Source organism: Parabacteroides sp. AF17-3 (genome assembly GCF_003635445.1).
GTDB classification, from domain to species: domain Bacteria; phylum Bacteroidota; class Bacteroidia; order Bacteroidales; family Tannerellaceae; genus Parabacteroides; species Parabacteroides goldsteinii.
In genome coordinates this window covers 58168-80830 of record NZ_QTMM01000003.1, presented here as the reverse complement: position 1 = coordinate 80830, position 22663 = coordinate 58168, and the positions used below count along the sequence as shown (strand labels likewise).

The window sequence follows — 22663 nt, the reverse complement described above, 5'->3', positions numbered from 1 at the left end:
TTTGGGGAACGGCAGTGCTCAGCCCAAACTGGTAAACAAAAAAAGATAAAGAACCTTACGAAGAATGGACAGGGCAGCAGTCAAATGGTTTTCGACTGTACGTTTACTGATTCCCAAACGGGTGGCGATCTCATCATTCGATAAACCCTGCTCACGACTCATCTTATAAATTAGCTTTCGTTGAGGAGACATTTGTTCGACAGTCCGGTTGATAAGGTTTTGCAATTCACGTGCAAACATCACTTCCTCTTCCGATTGGGAGATGGAGGCTTCCAGTAAAAACTCATTGGTATACTTTTCTGAAACGGCAAGACGGTCGAAATAATCATAAACGGTAAAGCGCGCCATCTGAAAGAGATAGGAGGAAAAAGAACGGACGTCTCTCAGTTTTTCCCGGTCTTTCCATATGGAAAGAAACAAATCCTGGGATATATCACGACTGATTTCCTTGTCGTGCGTCAGGCCGACAAGGAAATATACCAACCTAGGTTGGTAGTCGAAAAAAAGCTGTTCAAAAGCTTTTATGTTTCCTCTTGCGATCTCCCTCAAGATATGTTGCTCCTCTGGTAATTCCATAACTAGTGCGAAGTAACAAAAAATATCAGAAATAAAATTATTTACTTTGATAAATTCATAGAAAACACGGGAACATAAACTACCTTTGTCTTATCTCGTAAGCATAAATAAAAAAACAGGAGTAATTATTATGGAAGTTGCAAAAAGAATCCCTTACGGCATTTCCAATTTTGTGGAAGTGGTGGAGCAGAACCAGTATTATGTGGATAAGACGATGTATTTGCCTATGCTGGAAGAGCAACCCAGTAATTTGTTTTTCATCCGGCCCCGGCGTTTTGGCAAGAGCATCTTTCTGAGTATGCTCCGGGCCTATTATGATATTGCTCAAAAAGAGAAGTTTCAAAAACGTTTCGGCAATTTGTGGATAGGAGAGCATCCCACCCCTTTACAAGGAACATTTCAAGTACTTTATTTGGATTTCTCACGTGCCAGTGGCGGCAGTGGTTCACTATCAGAGAACTTTGACCGGTATTGCAGTATGGTGATGGATATGTTCGGCATGTCTTACGAGTCTTATTATTATCCGGGGTTTGCCAATGAAATGAAAGCATTGCCCGATTTTGTCAGCAAACTGAACTATTTGAATCTTCATGCACCCGAAACCGGGGCGCATCTCTATCTTATTATCGACGAATATGATAACTTCACCAATATAATACTCAATGAGCAAGGTAATGACGTTTACCATGCTCTCACACATGCCAGCGGGTTCTATCGCGAGATTTTCAAGAAATTTAAAGGAATGTTCGAACGTATCTTCATGACCGGCGTCAGCCCTGTTACGTTAGACGATCTTACCAGCGGATTTAATATCGGCTGGAACATCAGCACCGAACATCAATTCAATATGATGCTAGGATTCAGTGAAGTAGACGTACGCTCTATGTTCCAGTATTATAAGGATGCAGGACAACTGTCGGATGATGCAGATATAGAGGCAATGATTACGGAGATGAAACCGTGGTATGACAATTATTGTTTTGCAAAAGAAAGCCTGAAAAGTGACCCGAAGATGTTCAATTGCGACATGGTACTCTACTATCTCCGCAATTACATAACCTTGAAAAAATCTCCCGAACAGATGATAGACCCCAATACCCGTACGGATTATAACAAAATGAAGAAACTCATCCAGCTGGACCGTCTGGACGGTGACCGCAAAGGGGTACTGCGTAAAATCACTGATGAGGGACAAATCGTTACTAATCTGGCAATCACTTTTCCTGCAACAGAGATTGCCAATCCGGAAATCTTCCCCAGTCTGCTTTTTTATTATGGTATGCTGACTATTACCGATACCCGCGGGGGGCGTGTGGTATTAAGTATCCCCAACAACAATGTGCGCAAGCAATATTACGAATTCCTGTTAGAGGAATACCAAAATAAACGATATATCAATTTGAACCAGTTGACAGATTTGTTCGATGATATGGCCTACGACGGCCATTGGCGCGAATCTCTGGAATTTATAGCCCATGCCTACAAAGAAAACTCGTCGGTTCGCAGTGCTATTGAAGGCGAACGCAATATCCAGGGATTTTTCACGGCTTATCTCAGTGTAAATGCCTACTATCTGACAGCCCCGGAGATGGAGTTGAACCATGGTTATTGCGACCTGTTCCTGATGCCCGATTTGTTGCGCTATGAAGTGAAACACAGTTATATACTTGAATTGAAATATCTTTCAGCAAAAGATTCCGGGGAAAAAGCTAAAGTTCAGTGGGAAGAAGCTGTTGAACAGATAAAACAATATGCCGCTGCACCAAAGGTACGTCAGTTGATACAGGACACAAAATTACATTGTATCATAATGCAGTTCCGTGGTTGTGAGTTGGAACGCATGGAGGAAGTCTTATAATCCGATCGTGTTCTTTTGTCATTCTGCTTCACCTATCAATTTTTCTGTTTATCTTTGCCCCCGATCAATAGACTAAAACAAAGATAACTGACTGAACTAAGATAAAAATGAAGCAATACAACTTTGACGAAGTAATTGAACGCCGCGGTACCAATTGCGTGAAATATGATGCAATAAAAGAGCGGTACGGCAACGAGAACCTTATTCCTCTCTGGGTTGCCGATATGGATTTCCGGACTCCGGACTTTATTGTCAATGCAATAAAGAAACGCTGCGAACACGAAATATTCGGTTATACTTTCGGATCAGACTCGTATTATAATAGTATTATAGAATGGGTACATTATAAACAGAACTGGAAGATCAAACGGGAATGGCTCAGCTATATTCCGGGAATTGTCAAAGGCATCGGCTTTGTCATCCAATGCTTCACCAAACCGGGCGACAAAGTAATCATCCAGCCACCTGTATACCATCCGTTCCGGATTGTTCCGGAAAGCATGAAACGGGAAGTGGTCAACAACCCGCTCAAACTGGTGAACGGCGCCTATGAGATGGATTTCGAACAGCTGGAATCCGTAATAGACGAGCAGTGCAAAGTGTTGATCCTTTGCAATCCCCACAACCCGGGCGGCATCGTATGGAAAAAAGATACACTGGTCAAGTTGGCGGATATCTGTGCAAAACACAATATACTGGTTATTTCAGACGAGATACATGCGGAAATGGCTTATCCGCAGTTTACTCATCATCCGTTTGCCACCGTTTCGGAAGCTGCCGCCAATTGCAGTATTACTTTCATGGCTCCGAGCAAGACATTCAATATCGCAGGCATCGTAACCTCCTACTCCATTGTTCCCAATGAAAAGATACGGAAAGAATTTTATGAATTCCTGGAAGCCGGCGAGTTGGGCGACGGGACGATCTTTGCTTATACGGCAACCGAAGCGGCCTATACATATGGTGCCGAATGGTTACAGCAAATGCGGATGTATGTAATGGAAAATGTCCGTTTCGTAGATGAATTCTTCAAGACGAAGCTTCCGAAGATCAAAGTCTATCCGCCACAGGCATCTTTCCTTGTCTGGCTGGATTGCCGCGACCTCAAACTAAGCCAGGAAGAACTGGTTCATTTATTCCAGGATAAAGCCGGTCTGCTGTTGAACGACGGAAGCATGTTCGGACCCGGCGGAGAAGGATATATGCGCCTCAACGTGGGTTGTCCGCGCTCCGTATTGGATACTGCCCTGAATGCTTTGAAGAAAGCGATCGACAAGAAATAAGTATTCAAAAATATGTCGAAAGCCGGTTCTTTCCTGCAACCGCTTTCGACATATTTTTTATCATTTTACCCCTGCCACTTTCACAGGTTCTTCTTTTATATTCAGTTTATGTCCCAGATAATCATAGCGGATAATCATGTCTGATATTTCCCAGGCTTCTTTGGCCTGACGGATATTCTCATCGGGAACACTGGCCGTATCTCCGATAAGATTAAACTGGGGGTCGACATCAAAATCTGGTTTCTGCGGATTAAAGATACTTTCTCCCAATCCTTTCCACCAGTAATCATTCAACCCAAGCAGGTCCAGCAAAGTCGGATAAACATCCACCTGTCCCATGACTTTGCCATAATACATATTAAATGGCGCATTCAGAATGATTAGCGGAACAAACGATTTATCAGCTACAATATCCTTTCCTACCGGATCGTTGCACAGTTCTTTCCTGACTGTTCCCAATGCTTCATGGTCTCCCATGATCACGACTAAAGTATTATCGAAACGCTTGTCCGCTTTGATCTTTGCTACAAATTCACCTATTGCCCGGTCTGTATAATTGGCCATGGTCATATAGTTATTCAAGACCTCCGGGACTTCGGGCGAAAAAGAAACTCTTTTCAATGAATCCGGCAAAATAAAAGGATTATGCCCGGAATAGGTAATACATTGCACCAACGTATTTCCGGATTCATCCCAAACTTCATTCTTCTGTATTTTATCCAGACACTGGCGCAAAAAGGCACGGTCACCCACCTGGTTACGCGAACCGACCGGTTCTTCCTGTATAAAGCAGTTTTTCGAAACCAGACTGTCATATCCCAGAACCGGAGCTATTATACATTGATTCCAGACCATCGGTTTGTCGATAGTCAAGCTATATGCTTTGGCATCCTTATGTTTTTCTTTAAACGCCTTTACAATAGAAGGATAATATGATTCCGGGAATTTGATGCTGTAAGGTCCGGAGTTGATAGGCAAAAGCCCGGAACTCATCAGCAACTGGGCATCGATCGAACGTCCTCCTTTCACCTGCGATAAAACATGAGGGGCATAGATCACCGACGTATCCTTTAATATTCTATTCAGGTTCGGAGTAATCTCCTGGCCTTCCACCGTCTTATCCAACACCCAGCTTTCCAATGATTCGGCCAGGATTATAATACAATTATCCTTTGGATTAAATGGTGATAAAACGGATTTGCAATCCGTTTTCCTGGCTAGCCAGGAATCGATACGGGCCTTTATCTCCGGTGTATAGACTATCTGTTCGCAGGTATAATCATAATAAAGAGAACCGAAAATCGTATACATCGGGATATTACAAGTATGCAAATAGGCATCCTGCAATCTCTCATAAGCAACTTTAAAACCATTCTGGCTCCAAAGACGAACAGCAGGAATCAAAGCCACTAAAACAATCAGAACCAGATAACGTGCAAAAGCAAAACCGCCTTTACACCGTACCGCCTGTTCCGTTTCATGTTTCCGATGAAAATTATACCACCACAAAACACCCGCAGCCATTGTAGACAAAGGGAAAAACAGATCGACCATCCGCCAGGAATCAAATACACTGCTGGTAAAATCAGACAAATTGTCTATCAGCAAATAGCTATCCAACGGTATGGCAGTAAAGTAAGTCCTGAAATACATCAGGTTCGAAATAAGCAAACCGTCCAGCAGAAAGAAAATCACCAGGGTAGTCTTGACAGCACGAAAGCAAACCAGGGGTAATAACAAAAATAAGGAGACTAATATAGTATCCAGATAAGTTTCAATCTTTGAAAATGGAGTAAATGTAGATAACATGCACCAAAGCAGATTGAACCACATAAACTTCAGAAACAAGACAGCAAAAAATAAACCGATCAACTTCCTGCTTTCCGTTCCGCCCGGAAAGAAAAAGTCTTTTAACTTAGAAAACCGCATCCGCAAACACTACTTTATTAACCTACCGACAAACACTGTAACCATAGAATAAGTACAGGATCTCTCATTTTTATTTCAGCCGACAAAGATAACTATATTCTAGCTTAAAACATTACATATCTTTATTTTTAAAAGAATAACCTGATTAAGTCGGAAATTATACGTAAATTTGTCCTCGTTTTATTTATTACAAATACAATTAAAAATGAAAATTACAGCAAATAAGTTCGTTGCGGTTACATATGACCTGAACGTAGGAGAAGGTGAAGAGCGTGAGTTGATGGAAAAAGCAGTAGCTGAGGCTCCGTTGAAATTCATCTTTGGAACAGGCGCAATGCTCCCGGCTTTCGAAGATGCTTTGAAAGGTCTGGAAGTAGGCGACAAGTTCGACTTCTCTATCGCTCCGGCTGACGCATACGGAGAATATGTGGAAGATCACGTGCTTGATCTGCCAAAAAACATTTTCGAAGTTGAAGGTAAGTTCGACTCTGAAATCATCAAAGAAGGTAACACTGTTCCTATGATGGATTCAAACGGTAACCGTCTGAACGGTTCTGTTCTGGAAGTGAAAGATGACGTTGTCGTTATGGACTTCAACCATCCGTTGGCAGGTGAAACACTTCACTTCAGCGGTGAAGTTATCGACGTTCACGAACCGACAGCAGAAGAAATTGCAGCTTTATCAGCACCGACAGGCGGATGTGGTTGCGGATGCGACGACTGTGGAAGCGATTGCGGTGACCACGATCACAAAGACGGTGGTTGCGGATGCGGTAGCTGTCACTAATAAATAAATGAAGAATGCAGAATGGGGAATGAAGAATGAAACAGATTCTGCATTCCTCATTTTTCATTTTAAGCGATATAATTCTTAATTCTCCACTTGCATTTACTACATATGAATACATTCGGAAATATATATAGATTAACTTCATTCGGAGAGTCACACGGTCCGGGTATCGGAGGTGTTATCGACGGATGCCCGGCTGGTATCGAACTGGATACAGATTTCATCCAAAAAGAATTAAACCGCCGTAAACCGGGACAATCCAAAATTACGACTCCCCGCAAGGAAGACGACGAAGTACAATTCCTTTCCGGGATTTACGAGGGAAAAACGACCGGCACGCCGATCGGTTTCATTATCTGGAACAAGAATCAGCATTCGTCCGATTACGACAATATGAAGACAGTCTACCGTCCTTCGCATGCCGATTATACTTATCAAACAAAATATGGTATCCGTGATCCCCGTGGCGGTGGCCGTTCATCTGCCCGTGAAACAATCGCACGATGTGTAGCCGGAGCAATAGCCAAACTGGCCTTACGCCAGAAAGGTATCCATATCCAGGCTTATACTTCACAGGTAGGTCCCATCAAGCTGGAAGGTTCATATAAAGACTACGACTTGAATCTGACCGAAGAAAGCGCAGTAAGATGTCCCGACCCGGAAAAAGCGGCAGAGATGGAACAGTTAATTGCCGAAGTGAAATCCAAAGGAGACACGATCGGCGGAGTTATTACTTGCGTAGTCAAAGGGACTCCCATCGGTTTGGGTGAACCTGTTTTCGGCAAACTACATGCAGCTTTAGGCCATGCCATGTTGACAATCAATGCCGTCAAAGGATTTGAATATGGTGACGGATTCGAAGCGGCCCTCTATCGTGGTTCCCAGCGTAACGACCGTTTCTTCAATGACAACGGACATATCAATACTCATACAAACAACTCGGGAGGTATCCAGGGAGGTATCTCCAACGGACAAGATATTTATTTCCGTGTCGCTTTTAAATCAGTGGCTACGATCCTGATGGAACAGGAAACCGTCAGCATGGATGGAGAAGACACAATCCTGAAAGCCCGCGGACGCCATGACCCCTGTGTGCTTCCACGTGCCGTTCCCATTGTCGAATCGATGGCAGCAATGACTTTGCTGGATTATTTGTTGATACAGAAGACTAGAGAATAATAATGTGCCAATATTGGCACATTATTCTATTCATGATGATAAGGTTCATTATTCAGGATAGTCATCGCGCGGTAAATCTGTTCAATAAAAATCAGACGGATCATCTGATGCGAAAAAGTCATCTTGCTCAATGAAATCTTTTCCGAAGCGGCTTTATACACCGCTTCACTGAATCCATACGGACCGCCGACCACAAAGACCAGCCGTTTCGGTATCGTATGCATCTTCTTTTCTATATAAGCAGAAAATTGCATGGAAGTAAATTCTTTCCCTTTATCATCCAATAAAACCAGATAATCACCGGATTGCAATGTCTTTAAAATCAATTCCCCTTCCTTCTCTTTCTGCTGGACTTCCGATAAGTTTTTTACGTTCTTGATATCGGGGATAACCTCCATTTCAAAAGGGATATAATGAACCAGGCGGTTCTTATATTCATTAATAGCCTCCACAAAATAACCGGCATCCGTCTTGCCTATTACAATCAGTGCAATCTTCATTCGTTGACATTTTAATATTGAAGGCGCTAATTTACAGGAAAAATACATACCTTTGCATCAGAATACTCATAAAAAGAGGAGATAGCTTATGAAACGATTATTACTTACATTGGCATTGGTATTCTCAATTTTGAGCGTAATGGCAGCCGATATTACTCCGATATCAAACGCCTTCAAAGGAGGAGATGCCTCTACACTGACAGGAGCAATGGACCAGGAAGTAGATATGGCTCTACCCGGCTCATCTAAAAAGTGCAGCGGAAGCGAAGCCGTTAAGATGCTGTCTACTTTTTTTGGCAGTAACAAACCTTCGGGATTCTCCGTGGTACATCATGCAGACAAAAAAGACGCTGGATTTTTTGTCGGTAAACTCCCGACCGCTTCAGGCGAATATCGTGTAAACATTACTTACCGTGCCGACGGCAACAAAGCGATTATACAATCAATCAGAATAGAATAACAAATGGATCAGTTAATTGACGATTTAATTAAATTATCGTTTGCCGAAGACATCGGTGACGGCGATCATACAACGTTATGCTGCATTCCCGAAACAGCTATGGGAAAGAGTCAGCTTATTATCAAAGAGGATGGCGTACTGGCCGGTGTGGAAATGGCTAAACGCATCTTCCATGACTTCGACCCGGAACTAAAAATGACAATCTTCATCAATGATGGCGCAGAAGTAAAGAAAGGCGATATCGCTTTTACTGTTGAAGGAAAAGTGCAGTCGCTGTTACAGACAGAACGCCTGATGTTGAACGTTATGCAACGTATGAGTGGTATTGCGACAACAACCCGCAAATATGTAAAAGCACTGGAAGGAACTAAAACCCGCGTACTGGATACCCGTAAGACAACTCCAGGTATGCGTATGATGGAAAAGGATGCTGTAAAGATCGGCGGCGGTGTCAACCATCGTATCGGACTATTCGATATGATCCTGCTGAAAGATAATCATGTAGACTTTGCCGGTGGCATCGAACAGGCTATTACCCGTGCACAGAACTACCTGAAAGAAAAAGGCAAAAACCTGAAGATCGAAATCGAAGTACGCAACTTCGACGAATTACAACAGGCGATGAATGTTGGCGGTATCGACCGCATCATGCTGGATAATTTCAATATCGAAGATACAAAGAAAGCAGTCGAAATGATTGGAGGACGCTTCGAAACCGAATCATCCGGCGGTATCACATTCGACACACTGCGCGATTATGCAGAATGCGGCGTAGACTTTATCTCTGTCGGAGCACTGACCCACTCGGTCAAAAGTCTCGATATGAGTTTGAAGGCTTGCTAAGAAATATTCAGAAGGCGGATGGTTGATTATCCGCCTTTCTCTTTTTTATCCGATACGGACCACCTCATTATCCCTCAGCTGATACCCTTCTCCACTCTCCGGGCAAATAGCAAAACCTTTTTCATCAAACTCCAGCCTGTGTCCATACTCACTGACCCAGCCGATCTGCCGGGAAGGATTACCAACGACTAAAGCATAAGCAGGAATCTCTTTAGTTACAACCGCTCCCGCACCTATCAAGGCATAGGCTCCGATATTATGCCCGCAAATAATCGTTGCATTGGCACCAATAGTAGCCCCTTTTCCTATATGAGTTTTCTTATACTGGTCTTTGCGGCAAACGGCACTGCGCGGATTTATCACATTCGTGAACACACAACTCGGTCCCAGAAAAACATCATCTTCACAAGTCACTCCGGTATAAACGGAAACATTATTCTGGACTTTGACGTTATTCCCCAAAACCACGCCCGGCGAAATAACGACATTCTGCCCGATATTACATTCTTCACCAATGATACAGCCGGCCATTATATGAGAAAAATGCCAAATAAAAGTATCATCGCCGATCGTACAGCCAGGATCGATCACTGCTGTTTCATGTGCCTGATAAGCTGCCATAAAAAGTTATTTATAGATTAAAAAGATAGTCGGTTTCTTACTCAGATCAGGAACTTTTCCTGCCCAGTCTTTCACAGGACGGGTATGGATATATTCATCTTCACAAGTAATATCCGAAGCGATACATAATTTGGTTGACGGGCGACAAGTACGGATCAACTCCTCAGCCAATTTATTGTTACGGTAAGGTGTTTCGATAAAAAGCTGTGTCTGGTTTTCCGAATAGATACGGCCTTCCAGCTTTTTGATTGTATTTGTCCGTTCCGAAGCATCAATGGGCAGATAGCCATGAAAGGCAAAACTCTGCCCGTTGAAACCGGAAGCCATTACCGACATTAATATAGAAGACGGTCCAACCAGGGGAACCACCGGATAATTCTTCCGCTGCGCAATAGCAACGACATCCGCTCCCGGATCGGCAACAGCCGGACAACCGGCCTCAGATATCACACCGACATGCTCCCCTTTCGTCAACGGAACCAGATAACCGGCCACATCTTCCGGCGAAGTGTGCTTGTTCAGTTCATAAAAAGTCAGATCATCTATCACGATAGACGGTTCCGTCTTTTTCAGGAAACGGCGTGCAGTACGTATATTTTCAACGATGAAATGTTTGATCTGTAGAATGATTTCACGATTATATTCCGGGAGAACACGCCGATGATCGGTGTCTCCCAATGTAACCGGTATAAGGAAAAGCGATGCTTGCATACTGTTAGTTTTCCGCAAAGTTAGTACTTTTGTGCCAAACAAACAGAATAAGATGGCACTTCCTATCGAATTTATCACACGTACCCGTGCCTTGCTGGGCGAAGAATATGACAAACTGGAAGCCGCATTGCAAGCGGACGTTCCCGTCAGTATCCGTATCAACCGGAATAAAGGGACGAAGGCTCCCTCAACACCTCAGGTCGGCTGGAGCGAAACAGGTTATTATCTGCCCGAACGCCTGTCGTTCACCTTCGACCCGCTGTTTCATGCCGGAGCCTATTATGTGCAGGAAGCCTCCTCCATGTTTCTGGAGCAAGCCATCCGGAACTTTGTCAGCGAACCGGTGAAATGCCTGGACCTTTGTGCCGCACCGGGTGGTAAGTCCACCCATCTGTTGAACCTTTTACCCGAAGGCAGTCTGTTGGTCAGCAACGAAGTGATCCGTACCCGCAGTAATATCCTGGCTGAAAATATCACCAAATGGGGAAATCCGAACAATATCGTCACGAACAACGATCCCGAAGATATCGGGCGCCTTACTCATCTGTTTGATGTTATTGTTACCGATGTCCCCTGTTCCGGCGAAGGAATGTTCCGCAAGGACACCGACAGTACCGGCGAATGGAGCGTGGCAAACGTCAACCTTTGTGCCGCCCGTCAACGCCGTATCATCCACGACATATGGAACGCACTGAAACCGGGCGGACTGCTCATTTACAGCACCTGTACTTACAATACGGAAGAGGATGAAGATAATATACATTATATAATAGAAGAACTGGGAGCCGAAGCCCTGTCCATTCCCATTAGGGATGAATGGCAGATCACCGGACCGCTACGCCATGCACACCCGGTCTACCGTTTCTTCCCCCATAAAACAAAAGGGGAAGGATTCTTCCTGGCCGCCCTGCGTAAAGCGTCCGGCGAAGTCGATGAAATAATCCGTCCTAAAAGTAAAAACAAGAAGGATAAAGGAAAAGCCGCTCCCGTCATCCCTCCTGTTGTAAACAAATGGATACAGGAGCCGGACAGCTTCCGGATGGAAATATTCAATGATACGATACAAGCCATACCGTCCATCCATTATGACACTTGGCAATTGCTATCCACCCAGTTACGAATCGTATCTGCCGGAATCCGCATCGGAGAGATAAAAGGCAAAGATATTTTACCGGCCCATTCACTGACTTTAAGCACGGCACTGAACAAAGAGGCTTTTACCTGTGCCGAAGTAAGCTGGGACGATGCCATCAAATACCTGAAAAAAGAAGTATTGCTTCTCCCCGCCGAAATAGAAAAAGGGTACGTACTGGTCTGCTACCAGGGATTTCCTGTAGGTTTTGTCAAACATCTCGGAAAACGAGCCAACAACCTTTATCCGCAAGAATGGCGTATCCGTACGGGATATATGCCGGAACAGGTATTACTGCTAACAGACTACCTGCAGAAAAGGTAATGCCTTTGCCTCACTGGTGCTAGTGAGGGTACAGCTATCTCGATATCGTATCCAGGCGTGCCGTATAAAGTGCAGCTTCGATCTTACGTATATAATTCCGCTTGGTTGTTTCCGGGGCATAAACGAGACCTTCGGCAACAATCACACGCTGTGTCTTCGTATCCAGAAAAGCATGGCTGACAAACGGTCCGCCCATCTTATCGCCAACCATCTTCCACAGGCCACGTAAGACTCCGCAGTATTTATCATGCAACATTATAGGTTCGTAAGTCAGGTCGACACGCTTTTCCGTAGTCATATAAGAATCCGGAAAAGCACCCGGCAGGTTATCCTTTAAAACAGAATCCCGTTTTGCCACCAGATAGTCCTGTGTAAATGTATTCGCATCGGTATATGGAAAGGAATAAACGATCAGATCGACACGCCCGGTTTTAGCATTGTTCGACACCCACAGGAAATCGGTCGTATCTTTATAATAAGTCATATCGTCCGGAGCATGCAATTTCATACCGAACTTCTCCTGCACTTTATCCATTGCCAATTGGCTGTAATGTTCTTTCAGTATCTTTATACGACGGTCCTTTTCGATTGCACAGAAATGATTGACAATATCCGAATCATGTAATGTCAGGTAAGTGACCAGTTCGCGAGTCGACGGAGCACAGAGTTTTATCACTTCCTGCCCTTTTGCCCACTCATCTTTAAAACCATTCAATGAAACCATCGTATACTTCGTCGGATCAATATCGACAACCAGAATATTGCGGACGTATCTCAACAAGCCATTAAAAGTCTCGGTAGGAACAAATGTAACACGCATGGCGGGTTCAGGTTGGGGCAATCCGGCAATGGGAGATTTTAATTGATTTTTCACTAATTCCCCAACTTCGCTGTCTCCAACTTCCCGGGTCATGACAACCAGGATTTCATACGGCAAACCGGTAGCCCGTTTTTCTACGATCGAAGAGTTACAACTAACCAAAGTCAGTAATCCTACTAAATAAAAAGTAAATAGATGCTGTGTTCTCATAGCTTTATTGATTTATCTTTTCCTGAGTTTATTGTTTACTCCGACAAAAATAAAGGATAAGTCAACAAAAGAAAAGAAATGGTGCCGGACAAACAAATACAGGCTTAACACACTGTATATAAGAAACATATATCCTAAAACTATTTGATTTTATGTATTTATCTGGACATGATGCTTTAGAAACGACTCAAATATTTTCCGCCAATAAAAGAAACAGTCGAGCTTCTGCTTTTTTCCGACCATCGGAATAACGTTCTTCCGATAGTCGGAAGAGTACTATTCTGATGGGTGGAAGAGCAGTGTTCCGATGACCGGAAGAGTACTATTCCAATCATCGGAAAAGGAATCAGGTACTTTTTCTCTAATACATCCGGATAAACTGATCCAGATCGGTCTTCTCATCCAGTTGCAGACGTTTTTTCAGGCGGCTCTTCGACTTGGTGAGGGCATCGGTCGTGTTATTGAAAACAGCCATCTGATCTTTGCGGGGAAAGTTCCATTTTATCAGGCAACAGATTTCCTCTTCATGACGGGTTATACCAGATTTCTGCTTCAACTCCGTCAGGAAGTTATTGAAAAGAAGGTCGGTCGTACGAAGCAATTCCATCCATTCCTGCCGGCTGAGATTAGTGCGTACCGGATCTTGTTTGAGTTGCAGCAACAGGGAAAAGGCATCGACCGGCAATTCTATCGTTTCTGACGAAGCAGAGGAAAGCCGTTCAATGACCTGTTCATTCTCACGCACCTTCCGTTTGTAATATTCCAGGTCACTGACACGTTCCTTGTAAAGCTCCGATTCTTCCGTCAGGTTCTGTAAATCCTGTTCCAGCCGGTTGATCTGCTCGATATAATCGTATTTCTCCTTTTGGTAATGATAAATGGCAACTTTGTTCTTCCTGATCTTTTCCTTTACAAGCCTGTGACGTTCCCGGTTGCGTGCCATGCGGATACCTATAATATACCCCAGCACCGCTCCCGCTATCAGAGCCACCCAACAGAAACAGAACAGAAAAAAAGTCAGGGAAGAAGGATTGTCCATACGATCTTATTTACGATTTGTTTTTCAAATATTCATAAATAGCCAGTTGGGAACGGACTTTCACCGGTTCCTCATTATGCTTGAAGTTGTTATGCAACTGCTCGTCGATCAGGCAGGCTTTTACATTGTCGCGCATCTGTATCTTCAGAATGTCGATCACTTCCTGCTTTATTTCGGGAACCAGTATCGGGAAAGCCGTTTCTATCCGGCGGTTCAGATTACGACGCATCCAGTCGGCCGATGTCAGATAAACATCTTCCTTGCCGTCATTATAGAAATACCAGATACGGGAATGTTCCAGGAACATATCGACAATCCGGGTGATCCGGATATTGGCACTATAAGGCTGTCCGGGAACCAGACAACAGATGCCCCTTACGATCAGGTCGATCTCCACCCCATTCTCGCTGGCATGATACAGTTCGTTTATCATATTCTGGTCATGCAGTCCGTTCATCTTTAACACGATCCGCCCTTTACGTCCCAGCTTCACATGTTCGATCTCACGATGGATCATACGGATCAGTTCGGGCACCATGTTGAAACGGGCAACCAGCAGATGCCGGAAAGTAGGCTCCGCCATTTTCCCTTCCAGCACGGCAAACACTTTATTTATATCCGTTATAATCTCGTCATTACAGGTAAGCAAGGCCATATCCGAGTAGACCCGGGCAGTCTTTTCATTAAAATTGCCGGTACTGAGATAAGCGAAATCACGCCGTTTATTTCCATCTTCCGGATCTTTCCGGATGATAACCGCCACTTTCGCATGCACTTTCAATCCCGGAATACTGTAAATAATACGTATGCCCGCCTGCTCCATCCGTTCAGCCGTACTCATATTATTCTCTTCATCGAAGCGGGCTTTCAGTTCGACAAATACCGTTACCTTCTTCCCGTTCTGCGCCGCACTGACCAACGTATTGATGACCGCCGAATTTTCCGCCACCCGGTACTGGGTGATCTTTATCTCATCCACTTTCGGATCGAACGCAGCTTCCATCAGGAAACGTATCAGATAATCGAACGACTGATAGGGAAAATGCAGCAAAATATCTTTCTTCTTCACTGCCCGGAATACGGAACCTTTCTCATCCAGATAAAGGACACGCATAGGCGTCGGAATCTTCTGCTCCAACTCTTTCCCTTTTGGATTGGGCAATTTAGCCAAGTCCTGCAAATTCAGGTAACGCCCTCCTACGACCAGGTCATCGCGGGTAATGCCGAAAGCCTCACAAATAAATGAAAGGAAATCGTCCGGCATTGCCCGGTCGTACATAAAACGGCTCAGGGCACCGATCTTCCGTTTCTTCACTTTCTTCCGGATGCTTTCAACGATATTACCTTTCTCATTTTCCAGATAAATATCGGCATCACGGGATATCTTGATACTGTAACAACTGTCAATTATATATCCGGGGAAGATATTCGCCAGGTTCGCACGAATAATATCATCGATAAACATGATGTAGAACTTCCCTTCATGTTGCGGCAACTCTATAAAGCGAGGTACCTTGGCATAGGGTATCTTCATCAGTGCATAATGATATTCAGGCGCCTGATCTCCTTCCGGCTTCCGCTTGCTTTTCTTTACCATGCGGATCACCAGATACAGACGGCGGTCACGGATAAAGGTACGGATATCCCCAGCCTGTATCATGACAGGCGACAGGAACGGAAACACCTCCTCATTAAAGAAGTTATGAACGAACTCTTCATGGAATGGCTCAGGTTCGCTTCCCTGATAGAGATAGATATTCTGCCGGTTCAACTCCGGTAATATCTTTTCAGAGAAGATCCGGTAATATTCACGTTGCTGGCGGTTTACTTCATTGGTTATCTCGGTCAACACTTCTTCGGCCTCATCACCGCTTTCTTCGGTAAAATTCTTTTTCATGATCACCCCGCGATGCTCGGCCACACGTATTTCGTAAAATTCTTCCAGGTTGGAAGAATAGATAGACAAGAATTTAATCCGCTCATAGACAGGCAACGTATCGTCTTCCGCCTCGAGTAAAACCCGGTAGTTGAAAGACAGCCAACTAACGTCGCGCTTAAAGTATTTATATGAATTCTCCATCGTATTCTATTCTTAGATGCGTAAATATAGATACTTTATTAGAATAAAAGAAATAGATACTTACACAAAAATCGGACAACCCATGGAAGTGTTGCCCGATTTTACCTTTTATCTCACAAATCTACCGTTTCCGGTGAATATAGTCCCTACTTTTCCAAATCAAAATCCACTAAAATAGGACGGTGATCCGATGGATGCCAAAAGTTTGAAAGATTAGCCGGGTCGCGCACCGGTTTCGTATAAGTATCTGTCACGACATCGGCAGCCACAATTCTTTCATATAACGGAGATGTACAATATACGAAATCTATACGCGCCTCCTTTCCGGTCGTTGTCTTAAACTCGCCGGGGTATTTTTTAGCGATCACATCTATATAAGGCGTATTCTCCCTGATATAATCATGCACCAAAAAACGCGTATCTTCTTCCGGGTAGTTGTAAACTGCATTATCAATTCTTGACCGCGCATTAAAATCTCCCATCATCATCCAATACTGGCCCGCTGCTTCGGGCACCGAGTCGATCGTATGTTTACAGATATATTCTATTTCCATGCGCCGGTACTTATCCCCTCCGGATTCCGCTTTGCTGGCCTCCTTATCTTCGGCCCGGAAAGCAAAAGCCTGGGGCCAGGTATGAAGCGTTACTACATTTATCGTCTGTTGGTTGACTTCGATCTGAGCCCAACCGGCACCGTGAGTAACGACACTATCCGGTTCCGAGCCAACAATACGCAAGACATTCTTTATCGGATACTTAGAAGTTATCACCTGAGGATAATTGTCCCGATGACCTCCTATATAACAATATGTATGTCCGTACCGCATTGCCAGTTTCTCCCAGTTATCAGTCAGATAACGGTCCGCAGCCTCCATAGGATCGGCCGTCCCGGTCTTATAGATGGATTGGGCCTCACACCAGACACAGATATCCGGATTTTGTTCTTTAACCCATTCAACAAAACTGTCATAATTATCTCCCTGTCCGGACCACATTCCATTTTGTATATTCCAGTAGAGAAGACGTAAATACCCCTTCTCCGAACGTCCGCCGCATGATGTAACAAGACAGGCTATTGTCCACACAAACGCAAGCATAAAAAATATACGTACCCTGTTAACAAGCTGTTTTTTCATTCCTATTTCCTTTTTTTAGTTTAACATATTAATCATTCCGCAGAAGTATAACCCGGATTCTGATCGGTAGACTGGTTCATCGCTTTATTATAGTTGAATTCGGAATCCGGAATCTTCCATAAATAATGTCTTTCCTGTATGTCTGTCCACGCCCCGTCTTCTACATTATAATATTTCCCGACCAGTTCCTGAGCTTTGCCCAAACGAACAATGAAGTCCCAGTGCTTCCCTTCATTGAAGTGCTCGTAAGTTTCTTCCTTAATCAACAAATCAATAAACTCATCCATCGTCTTATAATCCGACAACTTATAATCCAACTCCATATCCGGCACTTTTGGATCACGCCCATAAGCACGACGGCGAAGCTGATTCAGCATTTCCATAGATTCCTCCGTCGGCCCTCCTGCAACACGTGCTGTCGCTTCCGCAAAAATAAGCATTGCATCCGGATAACGGATCAACGGAATAGATACATTTGCACCTCCCCCTTGTGAATTCGGATCCCAATACTTTGTCAAAAGACAGGTGTACTCTCCGTAAGCATCGGCTCCAAAGATATAAAAACCGACATTCAGCCCATAACGGAGATCATTCTTATCCCAGGTAGATATCACATGATTCCTCAAATCCGTATAATGCGTAAAATAGCCGTTCCCATTCAACATCAACTTGCCCGGTTCTATCTCATATTTCGGATGCGATGTATAAGACAGGTAATCCCAGGTTTTGCCGTCCGTCCGCGATGTCCTGATGTAGAATACTTCTTCAGACGAAGTTGTCAGGTCATAACCAAACACTTTGTCAAAATCCCTCGAAGCACCCACCTGCACCAATGAATACACTCCGCTATTGACAACTTCTCCCGCCAATGTTTTAGCCTCTTCATAGTTTTCCGTATGCATATAAACATCAGCCAGGCACGTCCGAACCACATTCTTATTCGGTGTTGCCAAATATCTGGATTTAGCCGGACAATTTGCCAAAGCATATTTCAGATCTTCAATAATAAATGCATAAACGTCCTCTTTTGAGCTTTTGGGTACATCCCACATCGTTATATTATCCTCGGTCTTCAGCGGAACTCCGCCCCAATATTTGACCAGATTAAAATAGTTGAATCCTCTCAAGAATCTCAGTTCACCTAAATAAGCCGCAATTTCCGCCTCAGTCATTTCCGTCGCTGCCGGCAGCTTCTCGATAGCGGTATTACAATACATGATCGCTTTATACAAATTAGTCCAGTTAGATTCACTTCGTGTGATATGGGTAGAATTTACAAAACCGTTATAAGCCTTGTAAGTCTGGTAAACCCCTTTCGGATAGCAGTATTCCGTATTGATTTCCAACGTAGCGAAAAAATTAGAATTATAAGCCGAACGCATCACATCCAGCGGAGCCAATACCGCAGCATTCGCTTCTTCCAATGTATTATAAAATGTTTCACTCGAAATCGAATATGTATATTTCGTCTCGTCCAGGCAATTGTCACAGGCTTGAAAGATAGAGAGACAGGCCACTATTGATACTAAAAACTTACTTTTCATTGCTTCTGATTTTTAAAATTTGACACTCAAACCCATTGAGATAGTTTTACTGTTCGGATAAGTCAAATGGTCGATACCCGCATTGACATCGCTTGCTTTCGAGCTTACTTCCGGGTCCACTCCGTTATACTTGGTAAAGGTCAGCCAGTTCTGTGCACTTACAAACACCCGGATACCGCTGAGCCAATTCCGGGTACTCCATTTTTCACAAGGGAAATTATAGGCCAGACTCACATTTTTCAAACGTAAATAAGAGCCATTCTCGATGAAACGGTCCGAGTACTTTAAAGAGCCGACCGCCTCAATCTTCGGATAATGGACGTGAGAATTATCTTGTCCTTCTCTCCAACTTTCATAGTACACTTTGCGTTCGATATTCATGCCTTGCCCATAAGAATAGTTTCTCATTTCGCTCAGGTTAAAGACATCATTCCCCTGGCTGCCTTGCAGGAAGAAATTGAAATCCCAGTTTTTATAACGGAAACCGCAATTCAGACCATAGGTAAAATCCGGAAAAGGAGATCCGGCAATATACCGGTCTTCCGTATCCGTATATTGACCGTCACCGTTCATATCTACATAAGAAAGAGACCCTTTTTCATCTAATCCGGCATCTTTATATACATAAAACGCTCCCAAAGGTTCCCCTTCCCGGATAATGGTTATAGAACCGGAACCATAGTTGCTGTAAGTCGTTCCCAGAATATCGTCTCCGTCAGCCAGTTCTTCGACTCTATTCTTATTGTGTGCAATATTAAACTGAAGCGTAAAACCGAAATCCTTCTTTTGTACGACATCCGCTTCCACCAGAAGTTCGACTCCCCGGTTACTCATACTGCCGATATTCCGGACTGTCGATGAATATCCGGACGAAGACGGCAAGGAAACTGTATTCAACAGGTCGGTCGTCTTTTTATAATAATAATCGGCTGTAAAACGCAGACGCTGATTGAACAAACCCAAATCGGCACCAATATCCCACTGAGACGTTGTCTCCCATTTCAGATCTTCCGGGAAAGTGCTGCTTGGTGCATAGTAAGGAACATTATCACTACCAGTCGCTGTTTTCCCGGTGTTCAATAAATTTTGTGTCATATACGGGTCGATAGCACTCGAACCGGTCCTACCATATCCCAGACGCAGCTTCAAATTGGTAACTTTATCAAATTGCTTCATGAATGGTTCCTCAGAAATCCTCCATGCCAAAGCTCCCGAAGGGAAATATCCCCAGCGCGATCCTTCCGAATAGCGGCTCGAACCGTCTGCACGAAAGCTGGCTGTCACCAAATATTTTCCATTAAAAGAATAGTTGATACGCCCGAGATAAGACATCAGCGCCCATTTGGAATAAGAAGTAGAAGGAGTATTGACTGTTCCTGCCGAAGACAAATTATTTGTTTGCTGGACATCACTCAAAAAGGTATTACCGGATGCCGCTATTGATTTATACACATTCTGCTGATAAGTAAAACCGCCCATCAGATTGAATGAATGAATTTTATTAACAGTAAAGTCATAATTCACAATATCTTCATTTATTACATTGGTGGAACGCTTATGATTCACAGAGGCGGAATTATTCTGATAAATATACTTTTTAGTCGTATAAGCATCATACCGGGAATCAGAGCCTTCCAGACCGAAAGTCGCCTTGACGGAAAGTCCCTTGACTGGTTGAAAGTTGATGGCCGCATTGATATTCGTCAGATTCGTGACCGTCTTATAAGTAGACTCATAAGCCATACAGATCGGATTTTTAATTTCATGCGACGACCAGGAATACCAGGAACGCAAATCCTTATAATCACCGTTTTCATCGTACGGATAAAAGACCGGTGCGGCAGAATAGGTGGCACCGATCATGGACGATCCTCCATTACCTCCTCCGTCAGACTGGTTCATTTGATTTATCAACGAATATCCCATGTTCAACGAAGCACTGACCATCTTGCTCATTTTCAAATCCAGGCTTGAACGCAGGTTGTATTTATCATATGAACTATTATGAATCAAACCATCTTTCATCATAGCCGAACCGCTTATGAAATAACGCACGTTGTCCGTACCTCCCGAAACATTAATATTATGATTCGAGATTGGGGCGTTCTGGAATACTTCACTCTGCCAGTCCACGCCTTTTCCCATTGCTGCAATATCCGCTTCCGAGAAAGGAGCTTCGCTCAAAATATCCGCATTAACCAGATATTCATTATAAAACCGTCCCCACTCCCGGGCATTCATTAAATCCAGCTTCTTTATCTGTTTCTGAAAGCCGTATTCAAAATCATAGGAAACGGTTGTTTTTCCGGTTTTTCCCTTCTTGGTTGTAATCATAACAACGCCATTCGCACCACGTGAACCATAGATCGCTGTCGCCGACGCATCCTTTAGAATTTCCATGGATTCGATGTCATAAGTATTAACAGAGGAAGTGCTCGCCGGTATTCCGTCAATGATATAAAGCGGAGCATTGTCCCCCTTGATAGAATTGACTCCCCGAATACGGATCGAGTAATCGCCCGATGGATCTCCGGTATTCTGCGAAAGAACAACCCCCGGAACCCTCCCCTGCAAAGCCTGGATAGGATTAGAAACAGCAAAGGCTGTAATTTCGTCGGCTTTTATCGCTGACACGGAACCTGTCAAATCCTTCTTCTTCATCGTACCATAGCCGATAACCACGATTTCATCCAACGATTCTACATTTTCCTTCATTACGATATTCAAACTCTTCTGTCCTTTTACCGGAATTTCCAACGAATTGTATCCTATATAGGAAACCATCAGGACATCATTTCCCGATACACTCATTGAAAAATTCCCATCCACATCAGTCACGACACCTGTCGCAGAACCTTTTAACACAACATTGGCACCGATAATCGGCTCTCCTTTCCCATCCACGATATTACCCGTTACAGTATACGTACTTTGTTGGTTAACAATAGGAAAAACATTGGTCTCCGCCCATGTAGATGCAGGAAAGAACTGCAATGCTACGGCAAGACATAAAACACCCACTAAATGGAATACATTTTTCTCTCGTTTCATTTTATTAAATAATAATAAATTTGATTTATTGCGGGACAAAATAAACAAGAAGACGTTTCAGCATGAAGACAAGCGAATGACATTCACCGCACATTCTTGCTACAAAACAATGTCCGCATTTCATAATAATTCATTTGGCAACATTCACGTTGCTACATCAGAATCCTATAAGAAAGGAATAGTACTAAACAAGGTTTCATATCCGGCTGTTCGCCGGGAGTCCAAAATTGAGAGAAAGTAGACCAATAAAAAAACGTGGACCCATTGTCTTTTCGTATTACGGTCCTGAAAGGTCTACCACAACCCGCTCTCCTCATAATACAACAATGAAGTCCACGCCTAAACGTGAACGTCCAGTGTACTTGGAAGAGAGCATTTAAAAGTGGTAGTTTTTCAGCACCTTCGAAATAAACTTTACGTTTTTATATCTTAATATGTCTTTTAGACAGTTTTATACCATAGGCATAGTTTTAAATTTATATGAATACATTTATGCAAACACCCCAAATGTAAGAACAATATTTTACATTCCATCACAATCTTCAAAATAAATAGCCATAAGTAAACAAAATCATCA

General features: G+C 43.6%; 18 protein-coding genes. 7 read left to right on the top strand and 11 right to left on the bottom strand.

Going from position 1 to position 22663, the window contains the following annotated elements; all coding sequences use genetic code 11:
• Positions 1 to 18: 18 nt before the first annotated feature.
• On the bottom strand, positions 19 to 576 hold the full coding sequence (locus tag DWW91_RS04855; RefSeq protein WP_122327121.1) for an RNA polymerase sigma-70 factor: 558 nt from the start codon (positions 574 to 576) through the stop codon (positions 19 to 21).
• A 130-nt stretch (positions 577 to 706) separates the two neighbouring features.
• Here DWW91_RS04855 and DWW91_RS04850 point away from each other — a divergent pair, with 130 nt between their 5' ends.
• Both DWW91_RS04850 and DWW91_RS04845 read left to right on the top strand, forming a co-directional pair.
• On the top strand, positions 707 to 2434 hold the full coding sequence (locus DWW91_RS04850; protein ID WP_010802151.1) for an ATP-binding protein: 1728 nt from the start codon (positions 707 to 709) through the stop codon (positions 2432 to 2434).
• A 107-nt stretch (positions 2435 to 2541) separates the two neighbouring features.
• The gene (locus tag DWW91_RS04845) at positions 2542 to 3717 is read left to right on the top strand and encodes a MalY/PatB family protein (protein WP_010802150.1); all 1176 of its coding nucleotides are present in this window, start codon (positions 2542 to 2544) and stop codon (positions 3715 to 3717) included.
• 60 nt (positions 3718 to 3777) lie between these two features.
• On the opposite strand, the gene DWW91_RS04840 is transcribed toward DWW91_RS04845, so the two are convergent.
• Positions 3778 to 5646 (bottom strand): LTA synthase family protein, encoded by a 1869-nt coding sequence (locus DWW91_RS04840; protein WP_122327120.1) that lies wholly within the window; start codon positions 5644 to 5646, stop codon positions 3778 to 3780.
• A gap of 205 nt (positions 5647 to 5851) precedes the next feature.
• On the opposite strand from DWW91_RS04840, the gene DWW91_RS04835 reads away from it, so the two are divergent.
• Together DWW91_RS04835 and aroC are read left to right on the top strand one after the other, a co-directional pair.
• Positions 5852 to 6433 carry a peptidylprolyl isomerase gene (locus DWW91_RS04835; protein ID WP_010802148.1) on the top strand — a complete coding sequence of 194 codons (582 nt, stop codon included), beginning with the start codon at positions 5852 to 5854 and terminating at the stop codon, positions 6431 to 6433.
• 111 nt (positions 6434 to 6544) lie between these two features.
• Complete coding sequence (gene aroC / locus DWW91_RS04830; protein WP_007654507.1) at positions 6545 to 7615, top strand: chorismate synthase; 1071 nt, start codon at positions 6545 to 6547, stop codon at positions 7613 to 7615.
• Between the two features lie 26 nt (positions 7616 to 7641).
• Here the strand turns inward: aroC and rlmH are convergent, their stop codons facing one another.
• Complete coding sequence (rlmH, locus tag DWW91_RS04825) at positions 7642 to 8115, bottom strand: 23S rRNA (pseudouridine(1915)-N(3))-methyltransferase RlmH (protein ID WP_007654508.1); 474 nt, start codon at positions 8113 to 8115, stop codon at positions 7642 to 7644.
• Positions 8116 to 8203: 88 nt separating this feature from the next.
• On the opposite strand from rlmH, the gene DWW91_RS04820 reads away from it, so the two are divergent.
• Together DWW91_RS04820 and nadC are read left to right on the top strand one after the other, a co-directional pair.
• Positions 8204 to 8575 carry a DUF4783 domain-containing protein gene (locus DWW91_RS04820; RefSeq protein ID WP_007654516.1) on the top strand — a complete coding sequence of 124 codons (372 nt, stop codon included), beginning with the start codon at positions 8204 to 8206 and terminating at the stop codon, positions 8573 to 8575.
• Between the two features lie 3 nt (positions 8576 to 8578).
• Complete coding sequence (gene nadC, locus DWW91_RS04815) at positions 8579 to 9418, top strand: carboxylating nicotinate-nucleotide diphosphorylase (protein WP_010802146.1); 840 nt, start codon at positions 8579 to 8581, stop codon at positions 9416 to 9418.
• Between the two features lie 45 nt (positions 9419 to 9463).
• Here nadC and DWW91_RS04810 read toward each other — a convergent pair whose 3' ends face one another.
• Positions 9464 to 10039: an acyltransferase gene (locus DWW91_RS04810; protein ID WP_010802145.1), complete on the bottom strand. Its 576-nt coding sequence runs from the start codon at positions 10037 to 10039 to the stop codon at positions 9464 to 9466.
• A gap of 6 nt (positions 10040 to 10045) precedes the next feature.
• Positions 10046 to 10750 (bottom strand): SAM-dependent methyltransferase, encoded by a 705-nt coding sequence (locus DWW91_RS04805; RefSeq protein WP_007654520.1) that lies wholly within the window; start codon positions 10748 to 10750, stop codon positions 10046 to 10048.
• A 52-nt stretch (positions 10751 to 10802) separates the two neighbouring features.
• Between DWW91_RS04805 and DWW91_RS04800 the strand changes: the two genes are divergently transcribed.
• A complete protein-coding gene (locus DWW91_RS04800) occupies positions 10803 to 12206 on the top strand; it encodes an rRNA cytosine-C5-methyltransferase (protein WP_122327119.1) in 1404 nt (467 codons plus the stop codon).
• 34 nt (positions 12207 to 12240) lie between these two features.
• Here the strand turns inward: DWW91_RS04800 and DWW91_RS04795 are convergent, their stop codons facing one another.
• From DWW91_RS04795 to DWW91_RS04770, 6 genes are all read right to left on the bottom strand, one after another.
• Positions 12241 to 13236 carry a DUF4837 family protein gene (locus DWW91_RS04795; protein ID WP_010802143.1) on the bottom strand — a complete coding sequence of 332 codons (996 nt, stop codon included), beginning with the start codon at positions 13234 to 13236 and terminating at the stop codon, positions 12241 to 12243.
• A gap of 361 nt (positions 13237 to 13597) precedes the next feature.
• On the bottom strand, positions 13598 to 14275 hold the full coding sequence (locus tag DWW91_RS04790) for a hypothetical protein (RefSeq protein ID WP_122327118.1): 678 nt from the start codon (positions 14273 to 14275) through the stop codon (positions 13598 to 13600).
• Between the two features lie 10 nt (positions 14276 to 14285).
• Positions 14286 to 16355 (bottom strand): RNA degradosome polyphosphate kinase, encoded by a 2070-nt coding sequence (locus tag DWW91_RS04785; RefSeq protein WP_122327117.1) that lies wholly within the window; start codon positions 16353 to 16355, stop codon positions 14286 to 14288.
• A gap of 146 nt (positions 16356 to 16501) precedes the next feature.
• Positions 16502 to 17491, bottom strand: a complete 990-nt coding sequence (locus tag DWW91_RS04780) for an endonuclease/exonuclease/phosphatase family protein (protein WP_010802140.1) — start codon at positions 17489 to 17491, stop codon at positions 16502 to 16504.
• 32 nt (positions 17492 to 17523) lie between these two features.
• Positions 17524 to 19035: a RagB/SusD family nutrient uptake outer membrane protein gene (locus tag DWW91_RS04775; RefSeq protein WP_199722554.1), complete on the bottom strand. Its 1512-nt coding sequence runs from the start codon at positions 19033 to 19035 to the stop codon at positions 17524 to 17526.
• Positions 19036 to 19047: 12 nt separating this feature from the next.
• Positions 19048 to 22086: a TonB-dependent receptor gene (locus tag DWW91_RS04770; RefSeq protein ID WP_048315464.1), complete on the bottom strand. Its 3039-nt coding sequence runs from the start codon at positions 22084 to 22086 to the stop codon at positions 19048 to 19050.
• Positions 22087 to 22663 lie beyond the last annotated feature (577 nt).